Here is a 23,287-nt window from a genome sequence, read left to right on the forward strand (position 1 = left end):
CGCGCACATCACAGGGGAGGGGCCAGTGAGAGTCGCCGCACTGCAGGGCTTCGCGGGCAATGAGCGTTTCGAGGTCAGGCGCACCTTGGGCGCCGGCGGTTTCGGCATCGTGTGCGAGGCGTTGGATCGGCGCACGGGCTCCGTGGTGGCCCTCAAGACGCTGCACCATGCCGCCCCCGGGGCGCTCTACCGCTTCAAGCAGGAGTTCCGCCTCCTCACGGAGATCGTCCACCCCAACCTCGTCACCCTCTACGAGCTGTTCTCCGAGGGCTCCACCTGGTTCTTCACCATGGAGCTCATCGAGGGCCACGCCTTCCTCGACTACCTGCACCTGCGGCCCTCGGAGGGGAGCTCGGCGCTCTCCACTCCCGACGAGGACACCGCCACCAGCCCCCTGCGCCACCCGGCGCGGAACACCGGCGCGAGCCACTCGTCCCCCGACGAGGACACCGCCACCAGCTTCGACGCCACCACCGGCTCCCAGGCCCCCGTCCTCCCCGCCGCCCCCACCCGCACCGTCGACGCCGAGCGCCTGCGCGGGGTGTTCCGCGAGCTCGTCCAGGGCCTGCGCGCCCTCCACTCCTCCGGGCTCGTCCACCGCGACCTCAAGCCCTCCAACGTCCGCGTCACGCCCCAGGGCCGCGTCGTCATCCTCGACTTCGGGCTCGCCAAGCCGCTGATGTTCCCCTCCGCCACGATGGGCTCCCCCGAGCCCCTCGCCGGCTCCCCCCCGTACATGGCCCCCGAGCAGTGGGACCTCCAGCCCTCCACCGAGGCCACCGACTGGTACTCGGTGGGCGTGATGCTCTACGAGTGCCTCACCGGGCAGCGGCCCTTCTCCGGGAACATGCAGGAGATGCGGCAGGCCCAGCGGCGGGGCTTGCCCCCCATCTCGCGCTTCGTGGCGGACCCGCCCGCCGACCTCGTCTCCCTCTGCGAGGACCTGCTCCGCGAGGACCCCGCCTCCCGCCCCTCCGGTGCCGAGGTCATGCGCCGGCTCGGCGGGAGTGGCACCCCCGAGGCTCCCGCCCCCACCCCTCGCGAGTTCCACCTGGTGGGCCGCGAGAAGGAGCTGGCCACGCTGCGCGCCGCCGCCTCGCGCAGCGCCGCGGGCGAGACGGTGCTGGCCCGCGTCCACGGCCTGGCCGGACTGGGCAAGAGCGCCCTGCTCGAGGCCTTCGCCCAGGAGCTGCGCCGCGAGGAACGCGCCCTCGTCGTCTCCGGCCGCTGCTACGAGCGCGAGTCCGTTCCGTACAAGGCCCTCGACAGCCTGATGGACTCGCTCAGCCGCGCCATCTCCCAGCTCCCCCGCGAGCTGATGCACGAGGTCCTCCCCGAGCACTTCCAGGCCCTCACCCGCCTCTTCCCCGTCCTCCGGCTCAACGAGAACGCCCTCGCGCACGAGCACGAGTCCCTTCCGGAGGATCCCCTCCAGGCCCGTGCCCTCGCCGTGCGCGTGCTGAAGGAGTTGCTGCGGCGGCTCGCCTCGCACAAGCCCCTGGTGCTGCTGCTGGACGACCTCCAGTGGGGCGACCTCGACAGCGCCCGCTTCCTCGCGGAGCTGCTCTCGCCGCCCTTCGCGCCGCCCCTGCTGCTGGTGCTCAGCTACCGGAGCGACGAGGCCGCCAACAGTCCATGCCTGGAGGCACTGCGCCAACTGTTGGAGCCCCTGTCGTGGACCGTCGCGCCCGTGGAGGTGGCCCTGCCGCCCCTGTCACCCGAGGACTCCGCGCGTCTCGCCCTGGAGCGGCTGGGCGTGGAGGACGCCACGGCGCGCGCCCAGGCCGAGCGCATCGCCCGGGAGGCCGGAGGCAGCCCGCTGCTCGCCGAGGAGTTCGTCCGCTACGTCACCTCGGACGGGGAGCGCGCCACCTCGGGAGAGCTGTCGCTCGGCCGGGTCGTCGATGCCCGCGTCCACCAGTTGCCCGATGGTGCGCGTCAGCTCCTCGAGCTCCTCGCCGTGGCCGGTCATCCCCTGGAACAGACGCTCGCGCTGGACGCGGCCCGGCCCTCGAAGGCCACGCTGTCGTCGCTCGCCGTGCTGCGCTCCGCCCACCTGCTCCGCACCCGCGCGACTCCCGGCGGCGTGGACCTGGAGGTGAGCCATGACCGCATCCGCGAGCGGCTCGTGGAGACGCTCCAGGCCCCCGCCATCCAGGGCCACCACCGCCGGCTCGCCGATGTGCTGGAAGCCCAGCCCCAGCCGGATCCCGAGCGGCTCGCGCTGCACCTCCATGGAGCGGGCGAACCCGTCCGGGCCTCCCTCTACGCCCTCAGCGCCGCCGAGCGCGCCCGCGAGGCACTGGCCTTCGCCCGGGCCGCGGAGCTGTATGGCCTCGCCCTCGAGTGGAGCCAGGGCACCCAGGTCTCCGGCCTGCCCCCGCGCCGTGAGCTGGAGCGCGCCCGCGCCGAGGCCCTCGCGCTCGCCGGCCGTGGCACCGAGGCCGCGCCCCTCTTCCTCCGCCTCGCCGAGGATGCCCCTGCCCACGAGTGGCTGGAGCTCCAGTGCCGCGCCATCGAGCACTACATGGTGGGCGGGCGCATCGACGATGGCACCGCGCTGCTCGGACCCGTGCTCGAGCGGCTCGGCCTGAGCTACCCGCGCTCCACGGCCCGGACGCTGCTGGAGGTCGTCTGGCTGCTGGCACGGCTCAAGCTGCGTGGCATCGAATTCACCGAGCGCCCCGAGTCCGAGGTGCCCCCCCTCCAGCTCCAGCGCATCGATCTGCTCTGGGCGCTGGGACGGGCGCTGCTCAACGTGGAGCCCACGCGCGGCATGCTCTTCCTGCTCCGGGGCTTGCTGCTGGCGCTCGAGGCGGGAGAGCCCCAGCGCGTGGCCCGGCCGCTGATCGCCTTCGGCGGCAACTGGCTGTTCCAGGGCTCCCCGGGCGCGCTGGAGTCGGGCACCCGGGACCTCGAGCGCGGCGCGGAGCTGGCGCAGCGGCTGGAGTCGCCGGAGCTGCTCGGCCTGACGGACATCTTCCGCGGCGTCCGCTCGTTCACCGTGGGGCAGTGGGCCGACGCGCTCGCCCACGCGGATGCCGGCCTGGAGCGGATGCGCAAGAGCCGCCGGGACACCCTGTGGGAAGGCGGCATGGCGCGCACCATGGCCATGCTCACCCTGGACACCACGCACCGGATGACCGAGCTGCGCGAGCGCGGCGGAGACTGGTACCGCGTGGCCGTGGAGCAGGGGGACGCGTACTCGCAGATGACGGCGCTGCTGGGCACCGGCATGGGACTGCTCGCCACCGGAGACGCGGAAGGGGCCTGCCAGCGCATGCGGGAGATCGCCGCCGCCTGGCCCCGCACGGGCACCATCCAGCACCTCTCCGTCTTCCTCGTGGAGGCCTGGGCGGACCTCTACCAGGGACAGCACGCACGGGCCTGGCAGCGCATCACCCAGACGTGGCCCAAGGTGAAGTCCGCGCAGCTCCTGCGCGCCCTGGTGGGCCGCATGAAGATGTACACCCTGCGCGCATGCGGCGCGCTCGCGCACGCCGAGCACGACGCGGGCCTCCGGCAGAAGCTGCTCGCGAGCGCCGAGAAGGACGTGGAGCTCCTCTCGCGCCAGGGGCGCAGTGACTCCGTCCCGGTGGCCCACCTGCTCCGGGCCAGCATCGCCCGGCTCCGCGGGGACACGGCGGGAGCGCGCTCGCACCTGTCCTCGGCCCTCGAGGGCTTCGACGCCGCGGGCATGGCGGTCCACGCGGCCATCGCCCGCCACCACCAGGGAGGCCTCATCGGCGGAGACGAGGGCCGTGCCCTGGTGGAGGCCGCCCATGCGGTGATGACGGCCCACGGCATCGCCGAGCCCGCGCGCTGGGCCTCCACCTTCGCTCCTGGCTTCTCGTCCCAAGGCGCTCGATGAGCTGGCTCTTCCTGCTGCCGCTGGCGCCACTCGCCCTGGCCACCGCCTCGACGCCGGAGTCCGTGGACGGTGGCACGCCCGTCCCCTACGCCACCCAGCCTGATCTCCAGAGCTCGCCCATGGGCTTCTACGAGACCGGGCTCGCCCTGGCCGACATCAACCGCGACGGCTACCCGGATCTCATCACCGCGAGCGGGAACGATCAGGGACTCCAGCCGCTCGCCGTCTACCTGAACACCCAGAAGGACAACTTCTTCAACGCGACGCAACGGCCAGACTGGACCTCCGCGGATTCGGACGCCCACATGAACCTCGCCGTGGGGGACATCAACGGCGATGGCTGGCTGGATGTCGCGGTGTCCACCCTCGCACCGCCCCTGGGCAGCGGCGGCGTCAAGGTCTACTTCAACCGGCGCGGCACCCTGGAGAAGAGTCCCTCCTTCCGCTCGAAGGATCTCTACAACTCGTTCGCCTGCGCGCTGGGGGACGCCAACGGGGATGGCCGCCTGGACCTGGCCACGTCGGACATGTCGCCCCTGGCCGGTGGCTCGGCGCGCATCTACTTCAACCAGGGCGGGACCCTCTCCTCCAGGCCCGGCTGGCGCTCGAAGCCCGGAGGCTTCGGTGGCGGCATTCTCTTCACCGACGTGCAGCAGGATGGGTTCCTGGACCTGGTGGTCGGCACGCCCCAGGTGATGGTGTTCCCGGGAAGCGCGGGCGCGGACGGCGGCATCTCCCTGCCCACCATGCCCGGCTGGAGCTCCCAGGAGGGAGACCTGGTGCCCTATGTCTCCGCGGGGCCCGTGGGCACGCAGGGAACGTGGACCCTCGTCGTCTCACGCAACAACGTGCAGGGCTTCATGAGCGGCGATGCGGGCACCCCGCCCCGCTACGAGGCCTATGTCCCCGCGCCCGATGCCGGCCAGCCCGTGTGGACCTCCACGCCCATCAACCTCGGCTCGGGCGTGAAGCTGGCGGACGTCAACGGCGATGGCCTGACGGATCTGCTCGGAGGTTCCTGGGGCGGGCTGACACCCGAGAGCGGCTTCTTCCAGCTCTACCTGGGCCAGGGCGGCGCCTTCGCGAGCCGGCCCGCGCTCACCTCCGCGCCCAGCACCCGCGGCATCATCCAGTCACTCGACGCGGCGGACCTGCGGCAGCGCTTCACCTGCCCCGGCTCCTGGAGCACCACCCTCACACGCGCCCAGGCGGTGGTGACGCTCCCGCTGCCCCTCGTCGCCGCCATCTCGCGGGTGGCGCTCAACGGCAAGGAGCTGCGCCCGCGCGACTACACCACCGTCCCGGGTGCGCCGTGGATCTCCTTCGCCCGGCGGCTCGCGCCCGGGGACCGGCTCCAGGTGACCTATACCCATCCCCTCTCGGTGGACGTGGTCATGGCGAACCAGGACTGCCAGCTGGGCGATTCCATCTACTCTTCCTACGCCACCGTCCCGGGTTGCGGGACCCCTTCCAAGGACTGATGCCCATGCTGGTGAAGTTCATCCACGACCTCACGAACAACGAGAAGCTGCAGCGCGCGTTCGCGGAGAACCCGAAGAAGGCGATGCAGCAGGCGGGCCTCTCGGCGAAGCAGCAGGCCCTGTTCAAGAACAGGAACCTCCAGGGGGTCTCCCAGGCGGTGATGCACGAGCTGCAAACGAGCCCCTTCATCGGCTTCTGGTTCCTGCCGTCCATCAATCTCATGAGCATCAGCCCGACGTCGGGCCGCCAGGGACAGACGCTCAAGGTCACGCTCACCGGGCAGTACTTCACGGACCCGATGACGGCCAACCTCGAGAACAACACCCAGAAGGTGCCCATCACCATCCAGAAAGTGACCGGGGCCAGCCAGGAGAAGAGCCAGGCCACGGGCACGCTGACGCTCGCCGCGAACCTGCCCGCGGGCCCGTACACCGTCCGCGTCACCTCCAACGCGAAGACGACCTCCACGCTCAGCATGGGCTTCACGGTGAATGCGAGCAGCGGCAACACGCTCGCCGCCACCCCGGCGAAGACGAGCACGGCCCGGAAGACCTCCGGCGCGAAGACGGCCCCGGCCCGGAAGACCCGGGCGAAGACGCCGAAGAAGTAGGCCTGGCCGCCTGGAGACGCGCCGTGATTCCCTCCGTCCCGAAGACGTTCGCCTGGCTGGCACCGCGCGTCCCGGAGGTGCTCGTGCCCCGGGGGACGATGGCCCGCTTCAAGCCCCTCACGCGCCGGCTCCCGTCACTGCGGAACTTCTCCTTCGAGTGCCGGCTGGACGCGGAGGCGACCCGGGTGGACTTCCTCGGGACTGTCACGCCGGCCTGGGGCGGAGAGGAGCTGGCACGCGAGGTGGGTGCGGCCCCGCCCGAGCGCTCCGGCCCCCTCTGGGATGGCGTGCGCGCGTTCTGCGCGGAGTGGGCGCCCGAGGGCAGCCCGCTTCACGCGGAGGTGCCCTGCATCTGGCTGGAGTTCGACCACGACCGGCCCGCGCCGCATGAGCCGCAGCCCTTCACCACGGTGTGCGTGCAGCCGGACTACGTCCACCGCCGCATGGCGAGGGGCGCGCTGCCCGAGGGCCATCCCATCCGCCGCACCGTGTGGCGCTCGCTGGAGCTGCTCGGGCAGGGCCCGCTGGAGCCGGAAGTCCGCCGAGCCCTCGCGCGCTGCTTCGAGGCGATTCCCACCGGAGGCGCGCTGCTGCACATCGCCCCCACCTACGCCCGGGGCACGCGCTCCATCCGGCTGGTGCTGACGATGCCCTCCCGGAAGGTCTGGGCGTACCTCTCGCGCCTGGGCTGGCCGGGCCGGCGCGCCGACGTGGAGCGCATGCGCGAGCCCTTCCAGAGCACGAGCGAGGTGGAGCTGTACCTCGACGTGGCGGACGGCCTCCTGCCCTCGGTGGGCATCGGCATCGGGCTGCTGGAGCCGGACGAGCCGAGGATTCCTCCCCTCTTCGATCTCCTCATCGCGTGGGGCATCTGCACGCCGGAGAAGCGCGACGGGGTCGTGGCGTGGCTCGGTGAGGACCCGCGGGTGCTCCTGCCGGGGCTGCGCACCCCGAGCCAGCTGCTGCGCTGGGCGACGCTGAAGCTCGTCCACCGTCCCGGGAAGCCGCTCGAGGCGAAGGCCTACCCGGAGTTCCACGTCCGCCCCACCTGGTTCGACTGAATCACGGGCAAGATGGGAGGCTCCCCACCCGGAGGCTCCCATGCGCTCTCCCGCGCCACCGAGGCCAACTCCCTCACGTTGCCTGGAGCGGCTGCGGCAAGGCGGCGGACTCCAGGAGACGCCGCAACTGCCCGAGGTCCTCCTCCAGGTGCTTCCGGGCGGTGCGGACGAAGAGCGGCGTGGTGAGGGAGACCAGGCCACTGAGCCGGGCCTGCGTGCGGAAGATCACCCGCGTCCCGTCCCGGGTGGGCTCGAACAGGCGCCAGCCCATCACCTGGATGTGCGGGATGCTCGCCCGGAGCACCACGCGCTTCGGAGGCACGTACTCGAGCACCTCGACGGGCACGTGCGCGCGCCGCCCGAGCAGGTGCACCCGCTGGATGAGGTGGACCCCGACGCCCAGGGGCCCCGTCGCCTCCACCTGCTCGACCACCGCGCTCCAGTCCGGGTCGTTCTTCGGGTCACTCGCCAGCGCGAAGACCTCGTCCAGAGGACGCCGGATGAGCACGCTCTGCTCCAGTTCGACCATCTCGCCTGCCTGCCTCCCCTCCGGGGATCCGAGCCCCGCGCAGGGCCATCCATGGCCACGCACCGGGCACCTCGCACCCCCGGAAGATGGGCTGTCCGCGGTGTTCTGTCCGGCGAGCAACAAGGGGGAGGCCCGCTCGCATGGAGTGCCTCGGGTCCACGTGTCCATGAACCGACAATCCACCCGTCCCCGGCGCAGTGACTAGCTTCAGGAGCCATGAACAAGGCTCGCTCGCCCGCCCTCGAGAACTTCTTGCGGCTCCGTGCCTCGTTCTTCGAGCGCTACCTCGAGACCCAGCCCGAGGAGGCCACCACCCTCGGGCTCCACCACCTGGACGACCGGCTCAAGGACCTCTCCCCTTCCGCGCTGGGTGACGAGTACGCCTTCCACCGCGACGTCCTCGCGCGGCTCGAGCACCTCCCCTCCGAGGAGTTCCCCCCCGAGGCACAGCTCGACCGGCTGGCGATGCTCGACGTCACCCGCTTCCACGTCCACACCTACGAGGGGCTGCGCAGCCACCGGCGCAACATCGAGCTGTCGACCTATCCGCACACCATGCTGCAGTACCAGATCGGCCAGGCCGAGACGGCCGAGGACTGGGCGGCCATCGCCAGCCGGGCCGCGCGCATCCCCACCTTCCTCCAGCAGCAGGAGCAGCTGCTCGCCGAAGGCGTCGCCACGCAAGAGGTGCCGGACCCGCACATCGTCCACGACTTCGCCGAGCTGCAGCTCCCCGTCATCGTGCGCTACTTCGAGCACCTGCCGGCCCTGCCCGGCGCGCACCAGGTGGAGCTCTCCGCCGCCGGAGCCCGGGAGCTCCAGCAGGCGTCCCACGAGGCGCAGCGGGCCTTCGCCGCCCACCGCCAGTTCCTCCTCGAGCACGTCCTGCCGCATACGCACTCGAACGTCGTGCTCGGCGACGACGAGTACCGGTGGCGGCTGCGGCACATGTTCGGCCTCACCGCCTCGCCCGAGGAGCTGGTGCGCCAGGCCGAGGACGTCCTCGCCCGGGCCCAGGAGGCCATCGTCCGGCTCTCCGGCCAGCTCGCCCGGGAGGTGCCCGGAGCGCCGTCCACCCTCGCCACCCTGGGGGAAGCGCGGGCCCTGCTCGCCGGACTCGAGACGGAGCACCCCGACCGGGACGAGGACGTCATCCCCCTCTACCGGGAGCTCATCGCGCGCGCCGAGCACTTCATCCACGAGCGCGAGCTGTTCAACGTGCCCGAGGGCCTCCGGCTGGGCCTCAAGCCGCTGCCTCCGGGCATGGTGGACGTGCGGGGCACCAACTGGCCGGCGCCGCTGTTGGACCCTCGCAAGGTGGGCTGGTTCGTGCTGGCCCCCATGGCGGCCGCGCACCCCACCGTCTGGGCCGCGCTGCTGGCCGTGCACGAGGGCATCCCCGGCCACTTCCTCCAGAGCGTCGCCTGGCAGCGCGCCTTCTCCGAGCACCCCGCCCCCGTCCGCTTCCTCCTGGTGACGGACCACGTGGCCATGGCGCGAGGCCACTTCGGCCCCATGCTCAACATCGAGGGCTACGCCACCTACGCCGAGGAGCGCATGCGGCGCGCGGGCTTCTACAGCGCCCCCGAGGCCCTCACCGCGCTCGTGGCCCGGGCCCTGCGCGCCGTGCGCGTGGTGGTGGACATCGGCCTGCACACCCGGCGCATGGATGACGAGGCCGCGGTGCGCTACCTCGTGCACCACGCCTGCATGCCGGAGCCCAACGCGCGGCACGAGGTGCTCCGCTACAAGCGCATCCCCATGCAGGCCATCACCTACCTGCTGGGCGCGCTCGAGCTCGAGCAGTTGGAGGAGGACTGCCGACGCGAGCGCGGGAGCCGCTTCGACGAGGCCCGCTTCCACGACGAGCTCTTCTCCTTCGGCCCGGTGCCCCCCGCGCTCCTGCGGCGCTTCATGCTGGCGGGTGCGTGACGTCCGGGAGCCAGCCCACGAAGCGGGTGTCCCCTCCCCGCTTGCCCCGCACGAGGTGCAGCACCCGCTTGAAGAGGGCGTAGACGCGGAAGAAAGCCTCCAGGCCCGCACGGTCCGCCGCAGTCAGGGGCCGCGCGCTGCAGATGACCTTGGGGTCGGCACAGCCCGCGTCGAGGAAACCAATCACGCCCACCACCGGCACGCGCCGGCGCTCGCCCCGGCGCAGGCGGGGGCCGAGCACCACCACGTCCAGCGGATCCCCATCCCCCGAGTCCAGCCCCGGAATGCAGCCGTAGTTGTAGGGGCACGGCAGCGGGGAGATGAAGTCCACGCCCCCGTCCGCGCGCCGCTTCACCACCGAGAAGCGAGGGGATTCGATCAGCACTTCGGGCTCGCGCGGGAGCTCCGCGGGTAGGGAGAACTCGGACACCCGCGCTGTGTAGCACGAGGGGGCGGCAGGCCCGTCCTGCAACCAACGGAACCCCCCGGCCTCTGTATACCCGGGCACGTCCGTGCCTCCGGAAAATCCGCGCTCCCCTGGCCTCGGGCCCGGCCCCTGCCCACCTCCCCCTGAAGCGGCAAAGGAGGGCGTCGATGAGGCGGCGGTGGGCACTTCTCGGGCTTCTGGCCCTGGCGGCGTGTTCGGGCGTGGAGGACGTCTCGGGGTTCGATCAGAACACGTGCGGGGACGTGAAGGCGGGCGCCCTGCCCGTCCAGCCCGAGGCGGTGGATGGCCGAGCATCCTTCCTGGTGCGCTACCGCTCCGGCTCGCGGGTGAGCGCGGCCGCGGTGCAGCGGCTGGGCGGCCAGGTGACGGCCCAGTACCACTTCGTCCCGGCGGTGGCCGCGCGCCTGACGCCCGAGGAGCATGCGCGGCTCGCCGCGGATCCGGACGTGGAGCGCATCGAGCCGGACGTGCAGTTGCGCGCGCTCCGCGTGCCCACCGCGGTGGGCTCCGTGGGGGAGTACACCGGCGCGGTGAGGCTCGTGCAGGCCCCGCGGGTGTGGGACGCCAACGAGGACGGCGTGCTCGACACGGGAGCGCCCGTGGGCGAGGGCATCCGGGTGTGCGTCATCGACAGCGGCCTCGACCGGAGGCACCCCGAGCTGACGCTGCCCTACGCGGGCGGCCATGACTTCGTGGACAAGGACGAGGACCCGAGCGACGAGACGGACGGCGTGCGGGGCATCGGCCATGGCACGCACGTGGCGGGCATCATCGCGGCGCAGTTGTCCTCGGGCGGTACAACGCTGGCGAGCATGAGCCGGGGCGGCATGGTGGGCGTGGCCCCTGGCGTGGAGCTGCTGATCGCCCGGGTGCTCAACGTGCACGAGACGGCCAGCATCAGCGCGGTCATCTCGGCGCTCGAGTGGTGCGCGCAGAACGATGCCCACATCGCCTCGATGTCGCTCGGTGCGAGCATGGACCTGGGAAACACGGCGCGCGAGGCCTTCCAGGCCGCGCACGACAAGGGGATGCTCATCGTCGCGGCCTCGGGGAACGACAGCGCTGAGGGCTACGAGGCGCCCCTGAGCTACCCGGCGGCCTACCCGACCGTGCTGGCGGTGGGCGCGGTGGACCTGGACGAGGAGGTGGCCCCCTTCTCCAACCGGGGCCAGGGGCTGAGCCTGGTGGCGCCCGGCGTGAAGGTGCTCTCCTCCGTCACCCTGCAGAGCGCCACCGTGGCGGAGCTGGATGCGGACGGGGCACGGTTCGACTCCCGTTCGCTCTTCTTCTCGCCGGCGGGCGAGTACACGGGACAGCTCGTGGACTGCGGCCAGGGCGAAGCCAATGGCTGCAAGGGCGCCACGTGTGATGGCTTCGTGGCCTACGTGCGGCTGGCCGGCAACGCGCGGGCCGCCACCGCCGCGAAGAGCGTGATGAAGCAGGGGGCGCGGGCCATCATCTTCGGCACCGACGCGTCCGACAGCGAGGCGTGGCAGGAGTACCTGGATGGACCGGGGCTCGAGTGGGTGCCCTCGCTGGCGGTGGGCCGGGAGTCGCGGGCGTCCGTGCTGAAGCAGCTGGGCAAGCAGGTGCACGTGAACCTGAAGGGCGTGGACTACGCCGAGTTCCCGGGCACCTCGATGGCGGCGCCCCATGTGTCCGGCGTGGCGGCGCTCGTGTGGAGCGCGCGCCCGGGCCTGAATGCCTCGCAGGTGCGCACGCTGCTGGAGCGCACCGCGAAGGACCTGGGCGACTCGGGCCATGACCCGCGCTACGGCCACGGGCTGGTGCAGGCCAAGGCGGCGCTCGACGCGCTCAAGCAGATGCCGTGAGAGCCGGGGGTGAGCCCGTGCCTGCCCCCTCTCCCTCTGGGAGAGGGCTGGGGTGAGGGTATGCTCCCGGGCTGTCCATGCCCACCGAGCCCACCCTGCTGCGCTACATGACGCGCTTCCGCTGCATCGCGGAGCGCTGCGAGGACACCTGCTGCTCGGGCCTGAAGGTGCCGGTGAGCGAGCCGCAGTGGGCCCGGATGCGGGCGGCGGTGGCGGGCAGCCCGGAGGAGTCGGAGCGCCTGCACCAGTGCATCACCCCGAATCCCGGCGGAGCCTCCGCGGAGCATGCCTTCCTCCAGATGCGGCCGGACGGGCACTGCCCCTTGCTGGACACGGAGCGGCTCTGCTCGCTCCAGCGACGCCACGGGGACGCGGTGCTGCCGGACATCTGCGCCACCTTCCCGCGCGTCGTCACCCGGTGGGGTGAGCGCCTGGAGGTCTCGGGGACACTGGCCTGCCCGGAGGTGGCGCGCCTGTGCCTGCTGGAGGAGGACGCGCTGGAGCCGGTGTTCACGCCCGTCGAGTCCTCCAACGTTCCCCGGCCGGAGACGGCGAGGCACATCCCCGTGGACGTGGAGGACGCCTACGCCTTCCACGCGGAGACGGTGCGCGAGGCCCTGCTGCGGCTGCTGCACCGGCGCGAGTATCCGCTCGCCTCGCGGCTCGCGATGCTCGGGCACCTGGCGCACGGGCTGGACGGATTCTACTTCCGGGGGACGGAGGCCTTCCGGGGCGAGGCTCGTGCCGCGGCCGAGGCCCAGCTGAGTGAAGTGCTCCAGCGCTTCGAGTCACCGGACGTTCTGGAGGCGGTGCACCGGGACTTCACGGGGCTGGCGCTCCCGGGGGGCCCGTGCGTGGGCCTGTTCAGCTCGGTGCTGAGGGCGCGGATGGCGGCGGGCCGGGGCGAGCGCTTCTCCACCCTGGCCCGTGGCGTCCTGGAATCGCTCGGGTTCCAGGAAGGCACACCGGGAGACCTGGACGCGGCCTGGCGCACCTATGCGGAGCGGTGGCGTCAATTGGAAGCCCTGCACGACGCGCGGGTGCACCAGTACTTCGACAACCACGCCGCCCACTCTCTCTGGCGAAACCCGTTCATCGACGCGCCGAGCCTGCTCGCGTACGTGTTCGGCCTGGCCCTGCGAGTGGGACTGCTCCGCCTGGCGCTCGTGGGCCATCCCCGGGTGGCGGAGCTGTGCCAGGCGCCCTCCCCCACCGCCGAGTCCCGGGAGCAACTGGACCGTGCGGCGGTGGAGACCTTCCAGCTCGTGGCGAAGCACGTGGAGCAGGCGCCGGACTTCCTCGCGCTCGCCGAGGGCCTCGTGGGCCCGGGGCGCGGCGCGGAGGCCCTGGGCAAGGTGCTCGTCTTCGCGACGTTCTGAGCGGATCAGCGCGGGGCGAGCTCGATGGAGAGCGCCGCCCCGGACGGACGGTGGCTCCACTCCTGGAAGGAGGCACGGAACTCGTCCACCGTGCGTGCGAGCGCACTTCCGGGGCGTACCGACAGGGCCTCGTTGCCACCCGGGTCACGCGTGGAGAGTCCGATGAGGAAGGGGCCCTCGGGCGCCGCACTGGGGAAGGGCCGCGCGAAGAGCCTGCGATCCGCCTCCATCCGGTACACCAGCGCCGTGAGATGCCCGAGCACCCAGCCCGCGGCCATCTCGCGCGCCTCGGGTGAAGGGGCCTCGACGGAGACCCGCAGCCGCACGGGCAGCTCCCGCTCGAGGTCCACCGGCGCGAACAGCGCGGCCCAGGCCGCCTCCGTTCCCTCGGCCCGCGCCCGCCGCACCACCTCGCACGCCCGGGAAAGCTCGTCTCGCAGCACCTGGAGCGTCGAGCGCGACACGTTGCGCGCCGTATTGCGCGGCGGCAGCGCGGGCGCCACCACCGGCATGAGGTCCCTCCGGTCGCTGGTGCGGTAGCCAGCCGTCTCGGAGGTCAGCGTCACGGGCCGGGGCCACTGCCAGGCGGAGAACGTCTCGAAGAAGTACGCGAGCAACGCAACGTCCGAGCCCGTGGCCTCGCGGGGCGCGTGCGCACACGCCCAGGCCACCAGCACCGACCACGACAACCCGCCCAGGTACCCCAGCGCGTGCGAGTACACCCCTCGCGCCTTCGCCCAGGAGCGCACGGCGCGAAGCACGGTACGGAAACGCTCGGCTTCCCTCCCGTCGTGCCCCACGGAGTCGAGCAGCGCCCGCGTATCGCTCCACCCGTTGAGCGAGCGGAAGCCAGGGGTGTCCAGCCGTTCTCCGTACCGCGCCAGCAACTCCGCCGGCGGGCAGGGTTCCACGCCCTCGGGCCTGCTCGCATACGAGACGTCGAAGTGCACGCCGCCGAGCGACAGCTTCACCAGGGGGAGCGCGGCATCGGCCACGAAGCGCGCGGCAGCGGGTCCCTCCAGCTCGTTCACGAGCCGGGTGAGCGCCTGCCCGAAGTCCTCGCGCGAGAGGCTCGCGGGCCCGACCGCCACCGCGTCCACGTCACTCCCGGCGTTGTCCGTCCCGAGCAGGTACGAGCCATACGGGAGGAGCTCCGCCCCGAGCCGGGCGCACAGGGCCTCGAGCCTGGCCACCACCGTCTGGCGGGCTTGCCGCGTCTCGGGAGAGGACCACTCGCCGCGTGCCGACAGCACGGTCCGGAGCACATCTCCCTCCGTGGAGGAAGGAGCCTTCCGGACGGTGCCCGGCGGAGTGGAGCGGGCAGCCCCCGGGCGAGTCCTTCCGCCGAGCGGCACGCGCTGGCGAACCTCGAAGGGACCCTCGCCGCGCTTGCTCGTGAGGCACACGTCACTCACTTCGAAGCGGAGCGGGCGCCAATCCCGCTCCCAGGTGGCCAACGTGCGCCGGATGGTGGCGGCGGGTGCACGCGGGAGCTGCCCGACGGTCAGGTGCGGGGTGAAGTCGAACTCGGGCTCGCGGCCCCGCGCCTCGCCCCGGGGGAATACTGTCTCGAGTGCGACGCGCAGCGCCTTGAGTGCACCGTGCGGACGGTCATCCGGGCGGAGCCACGCCGTCACGTCGCTGCTGTGCTCGAAATACCCGAAGCCCGAGAGCATCACCTCGAAGGGCTCGATGTCCCGGAGCGCTTCCCGGATGAGCGCCTCCGCCTCACCGAAGGAGTCCTCGGGCACGAAGGGGAAGAGCAGCGTCACGTGCGGCATCCAGCGCTCGAACTTCGAATCGTGCACCGCGCGCAGGGCCTGGATGGGAGCCCACACCTCCTCGGGAGGCACGAGCACCAGACACGACTGGCGGACGAGCGGCACCGTGAGCGGCCGGGGCGTGGCTCTGGGGAACGCGGGCGACGGAGCCTGGACGGAGGCGGCGTCACGTTTCAGCAGGCAGCGCACTCCGAAGTGGTCCGACGCGAAGAGCGCATCCCCGCCAGGGCCCGGAGGACCCGAGAGCGGCGCCTCGGCGAAGAGCCCCACCTCGTGCGGAGCGAGCCGTCCAGAGGCCGAGCGCACGAGCACGCGATCGAGGCGTTGGCGCCGGCCGGTGGTGGTCGTGAGCGCGGCGAGCGTGTTGCGTGAAGGGTCGAACGTGTACCCCGCGTCACCGGGCTTCAGCGCCGTCCAGACATCGACGAAGCCAGCCTTCGCGAACTCCTGGACCTCGGGTGCGTCGTCGCCGAAGTTGAAATCGCCCACCAGCGCGACATCGGGTGCCTCGCGGCCCTCGTCCCCGAGAGCGCGGGCCCAGTCGAGGAGCGCCTGGACCTGGACGGCCCGGGCCTTGCCTCCCGAGGGGTCCCGGTTGCTCGTCAGGTGCGGCGTGGCCACCCATAGTGAGCCACCGGCGAGCGCGAGTTCGCCCGCGATGATGCGCTTGTCACGGGAGAAGACGCACTGGCTCAGCGAGGCGAACGGGAACCGGGAGAGGAGCACCTGTCCGTAGGGCTCGACGGTGGAGGCGTCCGGTCCCTCCGAGACGAAGTAGTGCTCACGCACCCACTGCTTCTCGAGCAACGCGCGGAGGAAGGGCGCGGTGACCTCCTGCAGGGCGATGAGGTCGGCATCGACCGAGCGCAGCAGGGAGATCGTCGCGGCGGTCCGCCGGTGCGTGGCGAGCAACTCCGGGTCGTACAGGTCGAACAGGACGTTGAACGTGGCGACCGTGAGTTCCGCGGGAGAAGGCAGGGCCTTGGTACTGGCGGACCGTTCCACCGCGACCCAGGTATGGGTTTGAGTGTCGTAGCGATGGACCGGTAGGGGTGTGAAGCGGGGAGCCGTCTCGGTGCTGGGCACAGCAGGCGGTGGAGGCACCGGAGCAGGCGCCTCCACCGTCTTGAAGGAGAGGGAGGACAGCCGGTCGATGCGTTCGCGGCGGTCCCACACCAGCTCATGGCCCCGCTTGAAGTACCAGACGCGGTGCCAGGGAATCTCCCCATCGGGGTCGAATGCCCCGAAGGGCATCTCCTCCATGGAGTCGCCATGCGCGTCGTAACCGATGACGAACTCGCGCGCGTCGAGCCGGGGATCCCACCGGATGCGGTGGTACACCTCGCGGCTGGTCTGGAATCTGTCCTGAGACATGGGAGTGGCCCTCGCGTCAGCGGGGAACTGGCTCCCACGCGCCCCACCCGACGCCCTGCCCGCGCCGGTCCTGACAACCCGCCTGGCCGCCTGCTACCCGCCGCGAGAGAACAGCCGCCGCAGGTTGCGATGCCTCCAGCGGAAGGCCAGCCGGAAGAGAACGAGTTGCAACGCCCCCACCGGGCGCAGCCTCGGGGTGAACCGGACCGAGTCCGTGAGCCGGCACCCCGTCGCGGTCGGGGTGACGATGCGCTCGTGCACCCACTCCTTCTGCGAAAACATCACCGAGTGCTCGAGGAAGCGGCGGCCGGGCTCGAACTCGGCGAAGGTGAGGTCGTCGTAGTCGATGGGCAGCAGCCCGAAGAGGAGAATCCAGCTCCGGAACAGTCGCTGACCGAGAGCGGGCTGGGCAGGCATTCCGCCTTCCGTCCCAGGCCACGTCATCCGCGCCAACGGAAAGAACTCCCGGTTGACGCCCCGCATGTGCGTCGCGTGGGACCAGACCTCTTCGGGTGGCGCACGGAGCTCGGAGGAGAAGGAGAAACCGTACTTCTGAGTCGGCTCTGACATGACCCTCACCCTGGCCCTCTCCCAAAGGGAGAGGGAATCCGCACAGGCTCAGGCGGCCTGCGCGTGGACCACCCGCTCGTCGCCGACGATGCGCCCGTCCGCCAGGCGCACGATGCGGTCTCCCACCTCGGCGGCCTTCTGGTCGTGCGTCACCATCACCACCGTCAGCCCGCGCTCCCGCGTGGCGTCGCGCAGCATCCGCAGCACCTCGGCGCCCGTGCGCGAGTCCAGGTTCCCCGTGGGCTCGTCCGCCAGCAGCACCGCCGGCTCCATCAGCAGCGCCCTCGCCACCGCCACGCGCTGCATCTCTCCACCGCTCAGCTCGTCCGGCCGGTGGTGCGTGCGGCCTCCCAGCCCCACCGTCTCCAGCAACACCTCGGCCCGCCGCTGCAGCTCCGCCCGCCCCCGGCCCGACAGCAGGCCCGGCAGCATCACGTTCTCCAGCGCCGTCATCGTCGGCATCAGGTTGAAGAACTGGAACACGAAGCCCAGCCGCTCGCGGCGGAAGGCGGACAGCTCATCATCCTTCATCCGCGACAGCTCGCGCCCGTCGATGCGCAGCGACCCCGAGCCCGCCACGTCCAGCGCGCCCAGCAGGTTCAGCAGCGTGCTCTTCCCCGAGCCCGACGGCCCCATCACCGAGAGGAACTCCCCCTTGGGCACCGTCAGCGACACGCCCGCCAGCGCACGCACCTCCGTGCGCCCGCGCCGGTACACCTTCGCCACGTCGACCGCTTCGATCATATCTCCGCCACACCCTCGCGCTCGGCCCAGCCCTCGAGGCCATTGGGCAGGCGGATGCGCACGTAGCGCCCCGTCTCCTCCATGACGCGCACCTTCAAGCCGGGGTGCACCTCGAAGGCCACCTTCGCCTCTTCCTTGGGGAACTCACGGGCACGCAGCGTGGGAGCGATGACCACGGCCTCGTGCAGCGTCTCGTGCACCCAGACGTGCGCGGCCAGCAGGGCGCCGGACGGGAGCGACGCCGTCAGCAGCAGGCCTCCCACCACGGCGGCCCAGGCCCGCCGGCCCGGACGCAGCACGAAGAAGAGGAGCAGGAAGGCGAAGGCCGCCAGCCACGTCCCGAGGAAGAGCCACGCCACCAGATTGCCGCTCGTGGCGGCCACCACGCGCTGCAGGAAGGGCTCCTCGGGCGCGGTGCCCACCACCTTGTCGAGCTGCCGCGCGCGAGCCGTGGCGAGGTTGGCCTCCAGGTCGGGGCCCTCGCCTCCGGCCCTGCGCGAGCGCTCGAAGGCCAGCACCGCGCGCCCCAGGTCCCCTTGCGACAAGTACGTGGTGCCCAGGTTGTAGTGGATGTCCGGACCTCCGAAGCCGCGCGAGAGCAGCTTCTCGTAGCCCTCGCGCGCGGTGGCGTAGTCCTGCTTGAGGAAGGACTCGTTGGCCTGCTGGAAGAGGAGCTGGGCCTCCTCGGGCGAGTAGTAGGCCTGCCCCAGCAGCGTGGCCACGAGGATGGCGGTGATGGCGCTCACTTGTCCCAACCCTCCATGACGGCCGCGGCGTCATCCAGGATGCGCTCGCGGGCAGCGTCCTCGGCGCCGGGGGCGAAACGTCCGGCGTCACAGGACTCCAGCACGAAGCGCACCCGCATGCGGCGATTCGCGTCCACGCCGGCCTCGGCCAGCTTGGCGTCCAGCGCGGCGTGCGTGAGTCCACCCACCGGCGCGTGCAGCCGGGCCTCCAGGAAGTGGAGCACGGCCTTCTCCACCTCGCCGTAGAAGGCGCTGGAGCTGCCCTCGCGCAGCTTCTCCGCCTCGGCGAGCCGCTTGCGCGCCGCCTTGGCCCGCGCCCGGTTGCGGCTGCCCTCGTCGGGGTTGGAGAGCCGCCCGCGCACCAGCCCCACCAGGCCCAGCGCCAGCATCAGCCCCAGGGGCGACAGCAGCACGGGCACGAAGAAGGAGCGCTGCCACACGGCGGCGGCGGGCGCCTCGAAGCGGGCCTGGTAGCGCAGCGGGCGCAGGCCGTTCGCGGTGAGGACGTTCTTCTGCTCGGCCGCCGCGTCCGTCACATGCGAGGGCGAGGCCGTCACCGGCGCGGACGTCACCCCACCCGCCCCGGGCTCCACCGTCAGCTCCACCGGCTCCGTGCGGGCCACTTCATAACGGCCCGTCTTCGGGTCGAAGTAGGGGAACTCCAGCGGCGGCAGCGTGAAGGAGCCCGTGCGCTGCGGCATCACCAGGTACTCCTGTACCCGGCGGCCCTGGATGCGCCACTTGTTGGGCACCACCTTGTCGGTGGTGGTCGGGTCGTACACCTTGAGCGCGGCGGGCGCCTCCAGCTTGGGCGGGGTGACGTTCTTCACGTTGCCCGCGCCCTCGAGGATGACCTTCACCGTCACCGGCTGGCCCAGCTCCACTTGCGTCTGGGACACCTCCATGGACAGGGCCCACTCGCCCACGTGGGCGCTCGGCATGCCCTTGGGCCCGCCCGGCGGCAGCGGCTTCACCTCGATGTCCAGCGCATTGGAGACGCGGTGCACCCGGTGCCCGGCGAAGAGGAAGCCGGTGGTGATGTCCGCCTCGGCGGCGGTGACGGACAGGGTGCCGCTCTTCACGGGGAAGAGCGCGCGCCGCCGCAGCAGGTAGGTGCGGTAGGGAATGCCGTTGACGACGCGCTGCTCGCCGGACAGCTGCGTGGGGCTCTCCACGTCCTCGCTCCAGAAGCCCTCCAGCTTGGGCATGGTCACCGCGTCCACGCTGGAGAGGTCCACCCGCGAGTAGATGTAGAGCGAGAGCGTCACCTGCTCGCCCACGTACACCTGCTTCTTGTCGATGGTGGCGCGCAGGAACAGGTCCGAGTCCCCGCGGGGAATGCGCACATCGTCCTGCCGCCGGTCCTCGGGGTCCTCGTCCTCCTCGTCGGCGAACGGGTCCGGCATGCCGCCCAGGGGAGCGGGGAAGTTGCGGAACGGGTCCGGCGGCTGGCGTCCCGCCTGGGCGCGAGGTGACTCGACGTGTCCCCTGCGTGCCGTGATCTTGATGGGCTCGGTGCGCCAGGTGCGGCCGCCCGCGGTGAGCACGGCGGGCGGGATGGTGAGGGTGCCCGGACGGTTGGCCCGCATCATCAGCACGTGCTTGCGCACCGTCTGGATGACGGGCGGACCGCCTCCGCTCATCTCGATGGAGCGCTGCGTGCTCTGCGAGGACGACAGCACCTCGAAATCCTCGGGCGCCGGGAACTGCACCTGCGCGTTCTCAGGGGGATCCACCACCACCACGGTGAGCTGGAAGAGGTCCTCCGTGCCCACCTCGGTGCGATCCGCCGTCTGGTAGAACTCGATGGATGCCCACGCGGGCATCGCCACCAGCAACAGGGCGAGCGCGGCCAGCACCGCGTGGCCGCTACCAGTCCTTCTCATTGGGATTCCTCTGCCTCTTCTTCTGCTGGAAACGCCACAGCTGGAGATTCTTCTCGTTCTGCTTCATCGCATCCAGCAGGCGCTCCGCCTCCTGACGATCGATCTCTTCCTGGCTGATGCCGGCATCCAGCGACTCAGCCTCGCCCACGGTGCCCCCGTCCGACTCGGTGCCCTCCTCCTCCTCGCTCTCGCCACCGTCCCCCTGGCCACCATCGCCCTCGCCGCCGTCGGCCTGACCGCCATCACCCTGGCCCCCATCCTGCTGGCCGCCGTCGCCCTGACCGCCATCGCCCTGGCCGCCATCCGGCTGGCCCGCGTCCGCCTCGCCCCCGTCCTGCTGGCCTCCATCCATCCCGCCGTCGGTGCCACCGTCCATGCCACCGTCGGTGCCCGCATCCGGGCCCGCGTCTGGCGTACCACCATCCTGCTGACCCGCATCGGGGCCCGCGTCCGGGCGGCCGCCATCCTGCCCGCCGTCCTGGCCACCATCCGTGCCCCCGTCCGGGCTGCTCTTCTGGGGCGGAGGCAGGTTGCGCAGCAGCACCTCGTAGTTGTGCCGGGCCTGCGCATCCGAGGGGTCCATCGTGAGCGCGCGGCGGTAGGCCTTCAGCGCCTCGCGCGTGTCGCCCGTCTTCGCGTAGGCGTTGCCCAGGTTGTAGGTGGCCTTCTGGCGCAGCTCCGGCTGGTTCTGCGTCTCCGCCACGCTCTGGAAGGCCCGCTGTGCCTCCTCGTAGCGCCCCAGCTTCATCAGCGCGTCGCCGCGGTTGAACTCCACCGCGGGGTCGTTCGGACGCTCCTTCTTCGCCTCCTCGAAGGCCGAGAGCGCCTCCTCGTAGCGCTCGGCGGTATACGCCTGGCGCCCCTTCTGGATGAGCGGGTGCTCCTTCTCCAGCAGCCCCGCGGCCCACGCCCCGGACGGCAGCGCCAGCCCCAGCGCGAGCAATAGCCCCAGCCCCACGCGCATGCCCATGACTCCCCTGCTCACGACGGCCTCCGGCGCGCGGACGGCAGCAGCAACATCCCCATCACCAGCAGCACCAGGCCCGGCACGGCGAACACCTGGAAGCGCTCGTCGTAGCGGACGGTGACGCGGCTCTCCAGCTCGCTCTTCTGCATCTGCTCGATGCGCTCCAGCACCTGGGCCATGGCCACGCCACGCGGCTGGTAATAGAAGGCGCCGCCGGTGGCCTCGGCGATGGCGGTGAGGCCCCCGCGGTCCAGGCGGGTGATGACCGTCTCGCCGCTGCTGTCCTTCTTGTAGTCCACGAACTCGCCGCGGCGGTTGTAGACGGGGATGGGCTCGCCCTGCTCGGAGCCCACGCCCACGGTGAGCACCTGGACGTTGGCCTCCTTGAGCGCGGCCACGGCCTCGTCCACCTGGCCCACCAGGTCCTCGCCGTCGGACAGCAGCACCACCACGCGCTCCTTGGCGCCGCGGTCCGCGTTCTCCAGCACCTGCTTGGCCAGCACCAGCGCATCGCCGATGTTGCTGCCGCCCTGGGGCATCTGCTCGGGGTCCACCGCGCGCAGGAAGAGCTTCACCGCCGAGTAGTCCGAGGTGAGGGGCGACTGGACGAAGGCATCTCCGGCGAAGGCGACCAGGCCCACCCGGTCCCCCTTCAGCTCGTCCAGGAGCGTGGTGAGCTCCAGCCGGGCACGCTCCAGGCGGCTGGGCTGCACGTCGCGGGCGAGCATGGACTTGGAGGCATCCAGCACCACCACCACGTCGATGCCGCGGCGCTTCGTCAGCTCGCTCTTGGTGCCGCACTGGGGCTGGGCCAGCGCCATCCCGAAGAGCAGCAGCCCCAGCCCGTAGAAGCCGCCCTGCACCGCCGGGCGCCAGCGCGACGTCCCCGGGGCCAGCTTGTCCACGAGCCGCTCGTTGAGCAGCGCGCTCACGCGCGAGCGCCGGCGCAGCGCCGCCAGCAGGGCCAGCGTCCCCACCAGCCCGCCCACCACGCACAGCGCGAGGTAGGCGGGCTTGGCCAGGCCCATCTGGTACCCGAGGAAGATGAAGCGCAGGGGCTCCATCGCCTTCCCGAAGAGGTCCGTCAGGAACGCCGGCATCACGGGAACACCCTCAGGAAGGTGGAGCGCAGCAGCAGCTCCAGCGCGGCGAGCCCGAAGGCCAGCAACAGGTACGGGTGGTAGTCCTCGCGGTAGTTGGCCGTGGCCCCACCCTCCATCAGCTTGGAGCGCTCCAGCGAGTCCAGCACCTTCTGGAGGCCCTGCTTGAGGCTCTCGGGGTCGGTGGCGCGGTAGTACTCGCCGCCCGTCTGTTCGGCGATGTCCTGGAGCAGCTCGGGGTTGGTGGGAATCTCCGTCTCCCGCCAGACGGTGTTGCCGAACAGATCCGTCCCCTGGGGGAAGGGCACCTTGCCGCCCTTGCCCACGAGGATGGTGTAGATGGGGATGTTGAGCGACTTCGCCATGCCGGCCGCGTCCATGGGGGCGATCTTGCCGGCGTTGTTGTCGCCATCGGTGATGAGCACCACCACGCGGCTCTTGGCCTCCGAGTCGCGCAGGCGGTTGAGGGAGGTGGCCAGCGAGTCGCCGATGGCGGTGCCATCCTCGAGCACGCGGGTGCGCAGCTGCCGCAGCACCTCCTTGAGCACGCCGTAGTCGAGCGTCAGCGGGGCCTGCGTGTAGGCCGCGCCGGCGAACACCACCAGGCCGATGCGGTCGTTGACGCGGCTGGTGATGAACTCGGCGAGCACCTCCTTGGCGACGTGGAGCCGGTTCTGCGGGCGGAAGTCACCGGCCTCCATGGAGGTGGACAGGTCGAGCGCGACGACGATGTCGATGCCCTCCACGCTCGAGTCCCTCACGCGCGCGTCGCGGGACTGGGGCCGGGCGAGCGCCACGACGGCGGCGGTCACGGCGAAGACGCGCAGGAAGGGCAACATGGGCAGCATGTACGTGCGCAGGCCGCGGCCCTGGCGGGCGAGCACGTGCGCCGCGGAGAAGCGCAGCACGGCACGGGAGCGCCGCTCCCGCCAGGCCCACCCGAGCAGGAACGGGACGAGCAACAAGCCCCACAGG

17 protein-coding genes are annotated in these 23,287 nt (G+C 71.7%); 7 read left to right on the top strand and 10 right to left on the bottom strand.

Going from position 1 to position 23,287, the window contains the following annotated elements; genetic code table 11:
- Positions 1-25: 25 nt before the first annotated feature.
- Genes NR798_RS36195 through NR798_RS36210 form a run of 4 tightly spaced genes read left to right on the top strand, consistent with a single transcriptional unit; the run spans position 26 to position 7,024 of the window.
- Positions 26-3,871: a serine/threonine-protein kinase PknK gene (locus tag NR798_RS36195; RefSeq protein ID WP_375767111.1), complete on the top strand. Its 3,846-nt coding sequence runs from the start codon at positions 26-28 to the stop codon at positions 3,869-3,871.
- A complete protein-coding gene (locus NR798_RS36200) occupies positions 3,868-5,352 on the top strand; it encodes an FG-GAP repeat domain-containing protein (protein ID WP_375767112.1) in 1,485 nt (494 codons plus the stop codon). The genes NR798_RS36195 and NR798_RS36200 overlap by 4 nt, the downstream gene beginning before the upstream one ends.
- A gap of 5 nt (positions 5,353-5,357) precedes the next feature.
- A complete protein-coding gene (locus tag NR798_RS36205) occupies positions 5,358-5,963 on the top strand; it encodes an IPT/TIG domain-containing protein (protein ID WP_375767113.1) in 606 nt (201 codons plus the stop codon).
- 23 nt (positions 5,964-5,986) lie between these two features.
- Positions 5,987-7,024 carry a hypothetical protein gene (locus NR798_RS36210; RefSeq protein ID WP_375767114.1) on the top strand — a complete coding sequence of 346 codons (1,038 nt, stop codon included), beginning with the start codon at positions 5,987-5,989 and terminating at the stop codon, positions 7,022-7,024.
- Between the two features lie 73 nt (positions 7,025-7,097).
- Here NR798_RS36210 and NR798_RS36215 read toward each other — a convergent pair whose 3' ends face one another.
- Positions 7,098-7,553, bottom strand: a complete 456-nt coding sequence (locus NR798_RS36215; RefSeq protein ID WP_375767115.1) for an SRPBCC family protein — start codon at positions 7,551-7,553, stop codon at positions 7,098-7,100.
- A gap of 216 nt (positions 7,554-7,769) precedes the next feature.
- Between NR798_RS36215 and NR798_RS36220 the strand changes: the two genes are divergently transcribed.
- Positions 7,770-9,485 (top strand): DUF885 domain-containing protein, encoded by a 1,716-nt coding sequence (locus tag NR798_RS36220; protein ID WP_375767116.1) that lies wholly within the window; start codon positions 7,770-7,772, stop codon positions 9,483-9,485.
- On the opposite strand, the gene NR798_RS36225 is transcribed toward NR798_RS36220, so the two are convergent.
- Entirely contained in the window at positions 9,466-9,870 is a 405-nt protein-coding gene (locus tag NR798_RS36225; protein ID WP_375767117.1) for an inorganic diphosphatase, read from the bottom strand. The genes NR798_RS36220 and NR798_RS36225 overlap by 20 nt on opposite strands.
- Positions 9,871-10,079: 209 nt before the next feature.
- Here NR798_RS36225 and NR798_RS36230 point away from each other — a divergent pair, with 209 nt between their 5' ends.
- Together NR798_RS36230 and fliB are read left to right on the top strand one after the other, a co-directional pair.
- Entirely contained in the window at positions 10,080-11,765 is a 1,686-nt protein-coding gene (locus NR798_RS36230; protein WP_375767118.1) for a S8 family serine peptidase, read from the top strand.
- A 77-nt stretch (positions 11,766-11,842) separates the two neighbouring features.
- A complete protein-coding gene (gene fliB / locus NR798_RS36235) occupies positions 11,843-13,144 on the top strand; it encodes a flagellin lysine-N-methylase (RefSeq protein WP_375767119.1) in 1,302 nt (433 codons plus the stop codon).
- A gap of 5 nt (positions 13,145-13,149) precedes the next feature.
- Here fliB and NR798_RS36240 read toward each other — a convergent pair whose 3' ends face one another.
- The 8 genes from NR798_RS36240 to NR798_RS36275 form a co-directional block, all read right to left on the bottom strand.
- Positions 13,150-16,299: a poly(A) polymerase gene (locus tag NR798_RS36240; RefSeq protein ID WP_375767120.1), complete on the bottom strand. Its 3,150-nt coding sequence runs from the start codon at positions 16,297-16,299 to the stop codon at positions 13,150-13,152.
- 93 nt (positions 16,300-16,392) lie between these two features.
- A complete protein-coding gene (locus NR798_RS36245) occupies positions 16,393-16,869 on the bottom strand; it encodes a hypothetical protein (protein ID WP_375767121.1) in 477 nt (158 codons plus the stop codon).
- A 48-nt stretch (positions 16,870-16,917) separates the two neighbouring features.
- A complete protein-coding gene (locus NR798_RS36250; protein WP_375767122.1) occupies positions 16,918-17,613 on the bottom strand; it encodes an ABC transporter ATP-binding protein in 696 nt (231 codons plus the stop codon).
- Positions 17,610-18,359, bottom strand: coding sequence for an SH3 domain-containing protein (locus NR798_RS36255; protein WP_375767123.1), 750 nt, complete (start codon positions 18,357-18,359; stop codon positions 17,610-17,612). The genes NR798_RS36250 and NR798_RS36255 overlap by 4 nt, the downstream gene beginning before the upstream one ends.
- Positions 18,356-20,245: a BatD family protein gene (locus NR798_RS36260; protein ID WP_375767124.1), complete on the bottom strand. Its 1,890-nt coding sequence runs from the start codon at positions 20,243-20,245 to the stop codon at positions 18,356-18,358. Before NR798_RS36260 ends, NR798_RS36255 begins: the two co-directional genes overlap by 4 nt.
- The gene (locus tag NR798_RS36265; protein ID WP_375773877.1) at positions 20,229-21,215 is read right to left on the bottom strand and encodes a tetratricopeptide repeat protein; all 987 of its coding nucleotides are present in this window, start codon (positions 21,213-21,215) and stop codon (positions 20,229-20,231) included. The genes NR798_RS36260 and NR798_RS36265 overlap by 17 nt, the downstream gene beginning before the upstream one ends.
- 11 nt (positions 21,216-21,226) lie before the next feature.
- Positions 21,227-22,312 (bottom strand): VWA domain-containing protein, encoded by a 1,086-nt coding sequence (locus tag NR798_RS36270; protein WP_375773878.1) that lies wholly within the window; start codon positions 22,310-22,312, stop codon positions 21,227-21,229.
- The gene (locus NR798_RS36275; RefSeq protein ID WP_375767125.1) at positions 22,312-23,277 is read right to left on the bottom strand and encodes a VWA domain-containing protein; all 966 of its coding nucleotides are present in this window, start codon (positions 23,275-23,277) and stop codon (positions 22,312-22,314) included. Before NR798_RS36275 ends, NR798_RS36270 begins: the two co-directional genes overlap by 1 nt.
- Positions 23,278-23,287 lie beyond the last annotated feature (10 nt).

The organism is Archangium gephyra, from assembly GCF_042230915.1.
Classification (GTDB): domain Bacteria; phylum Myxococcota; class Myxococcia; order Myxococcales; family Myxococcaceae; genus Archangium; species Archangium gephyra_B.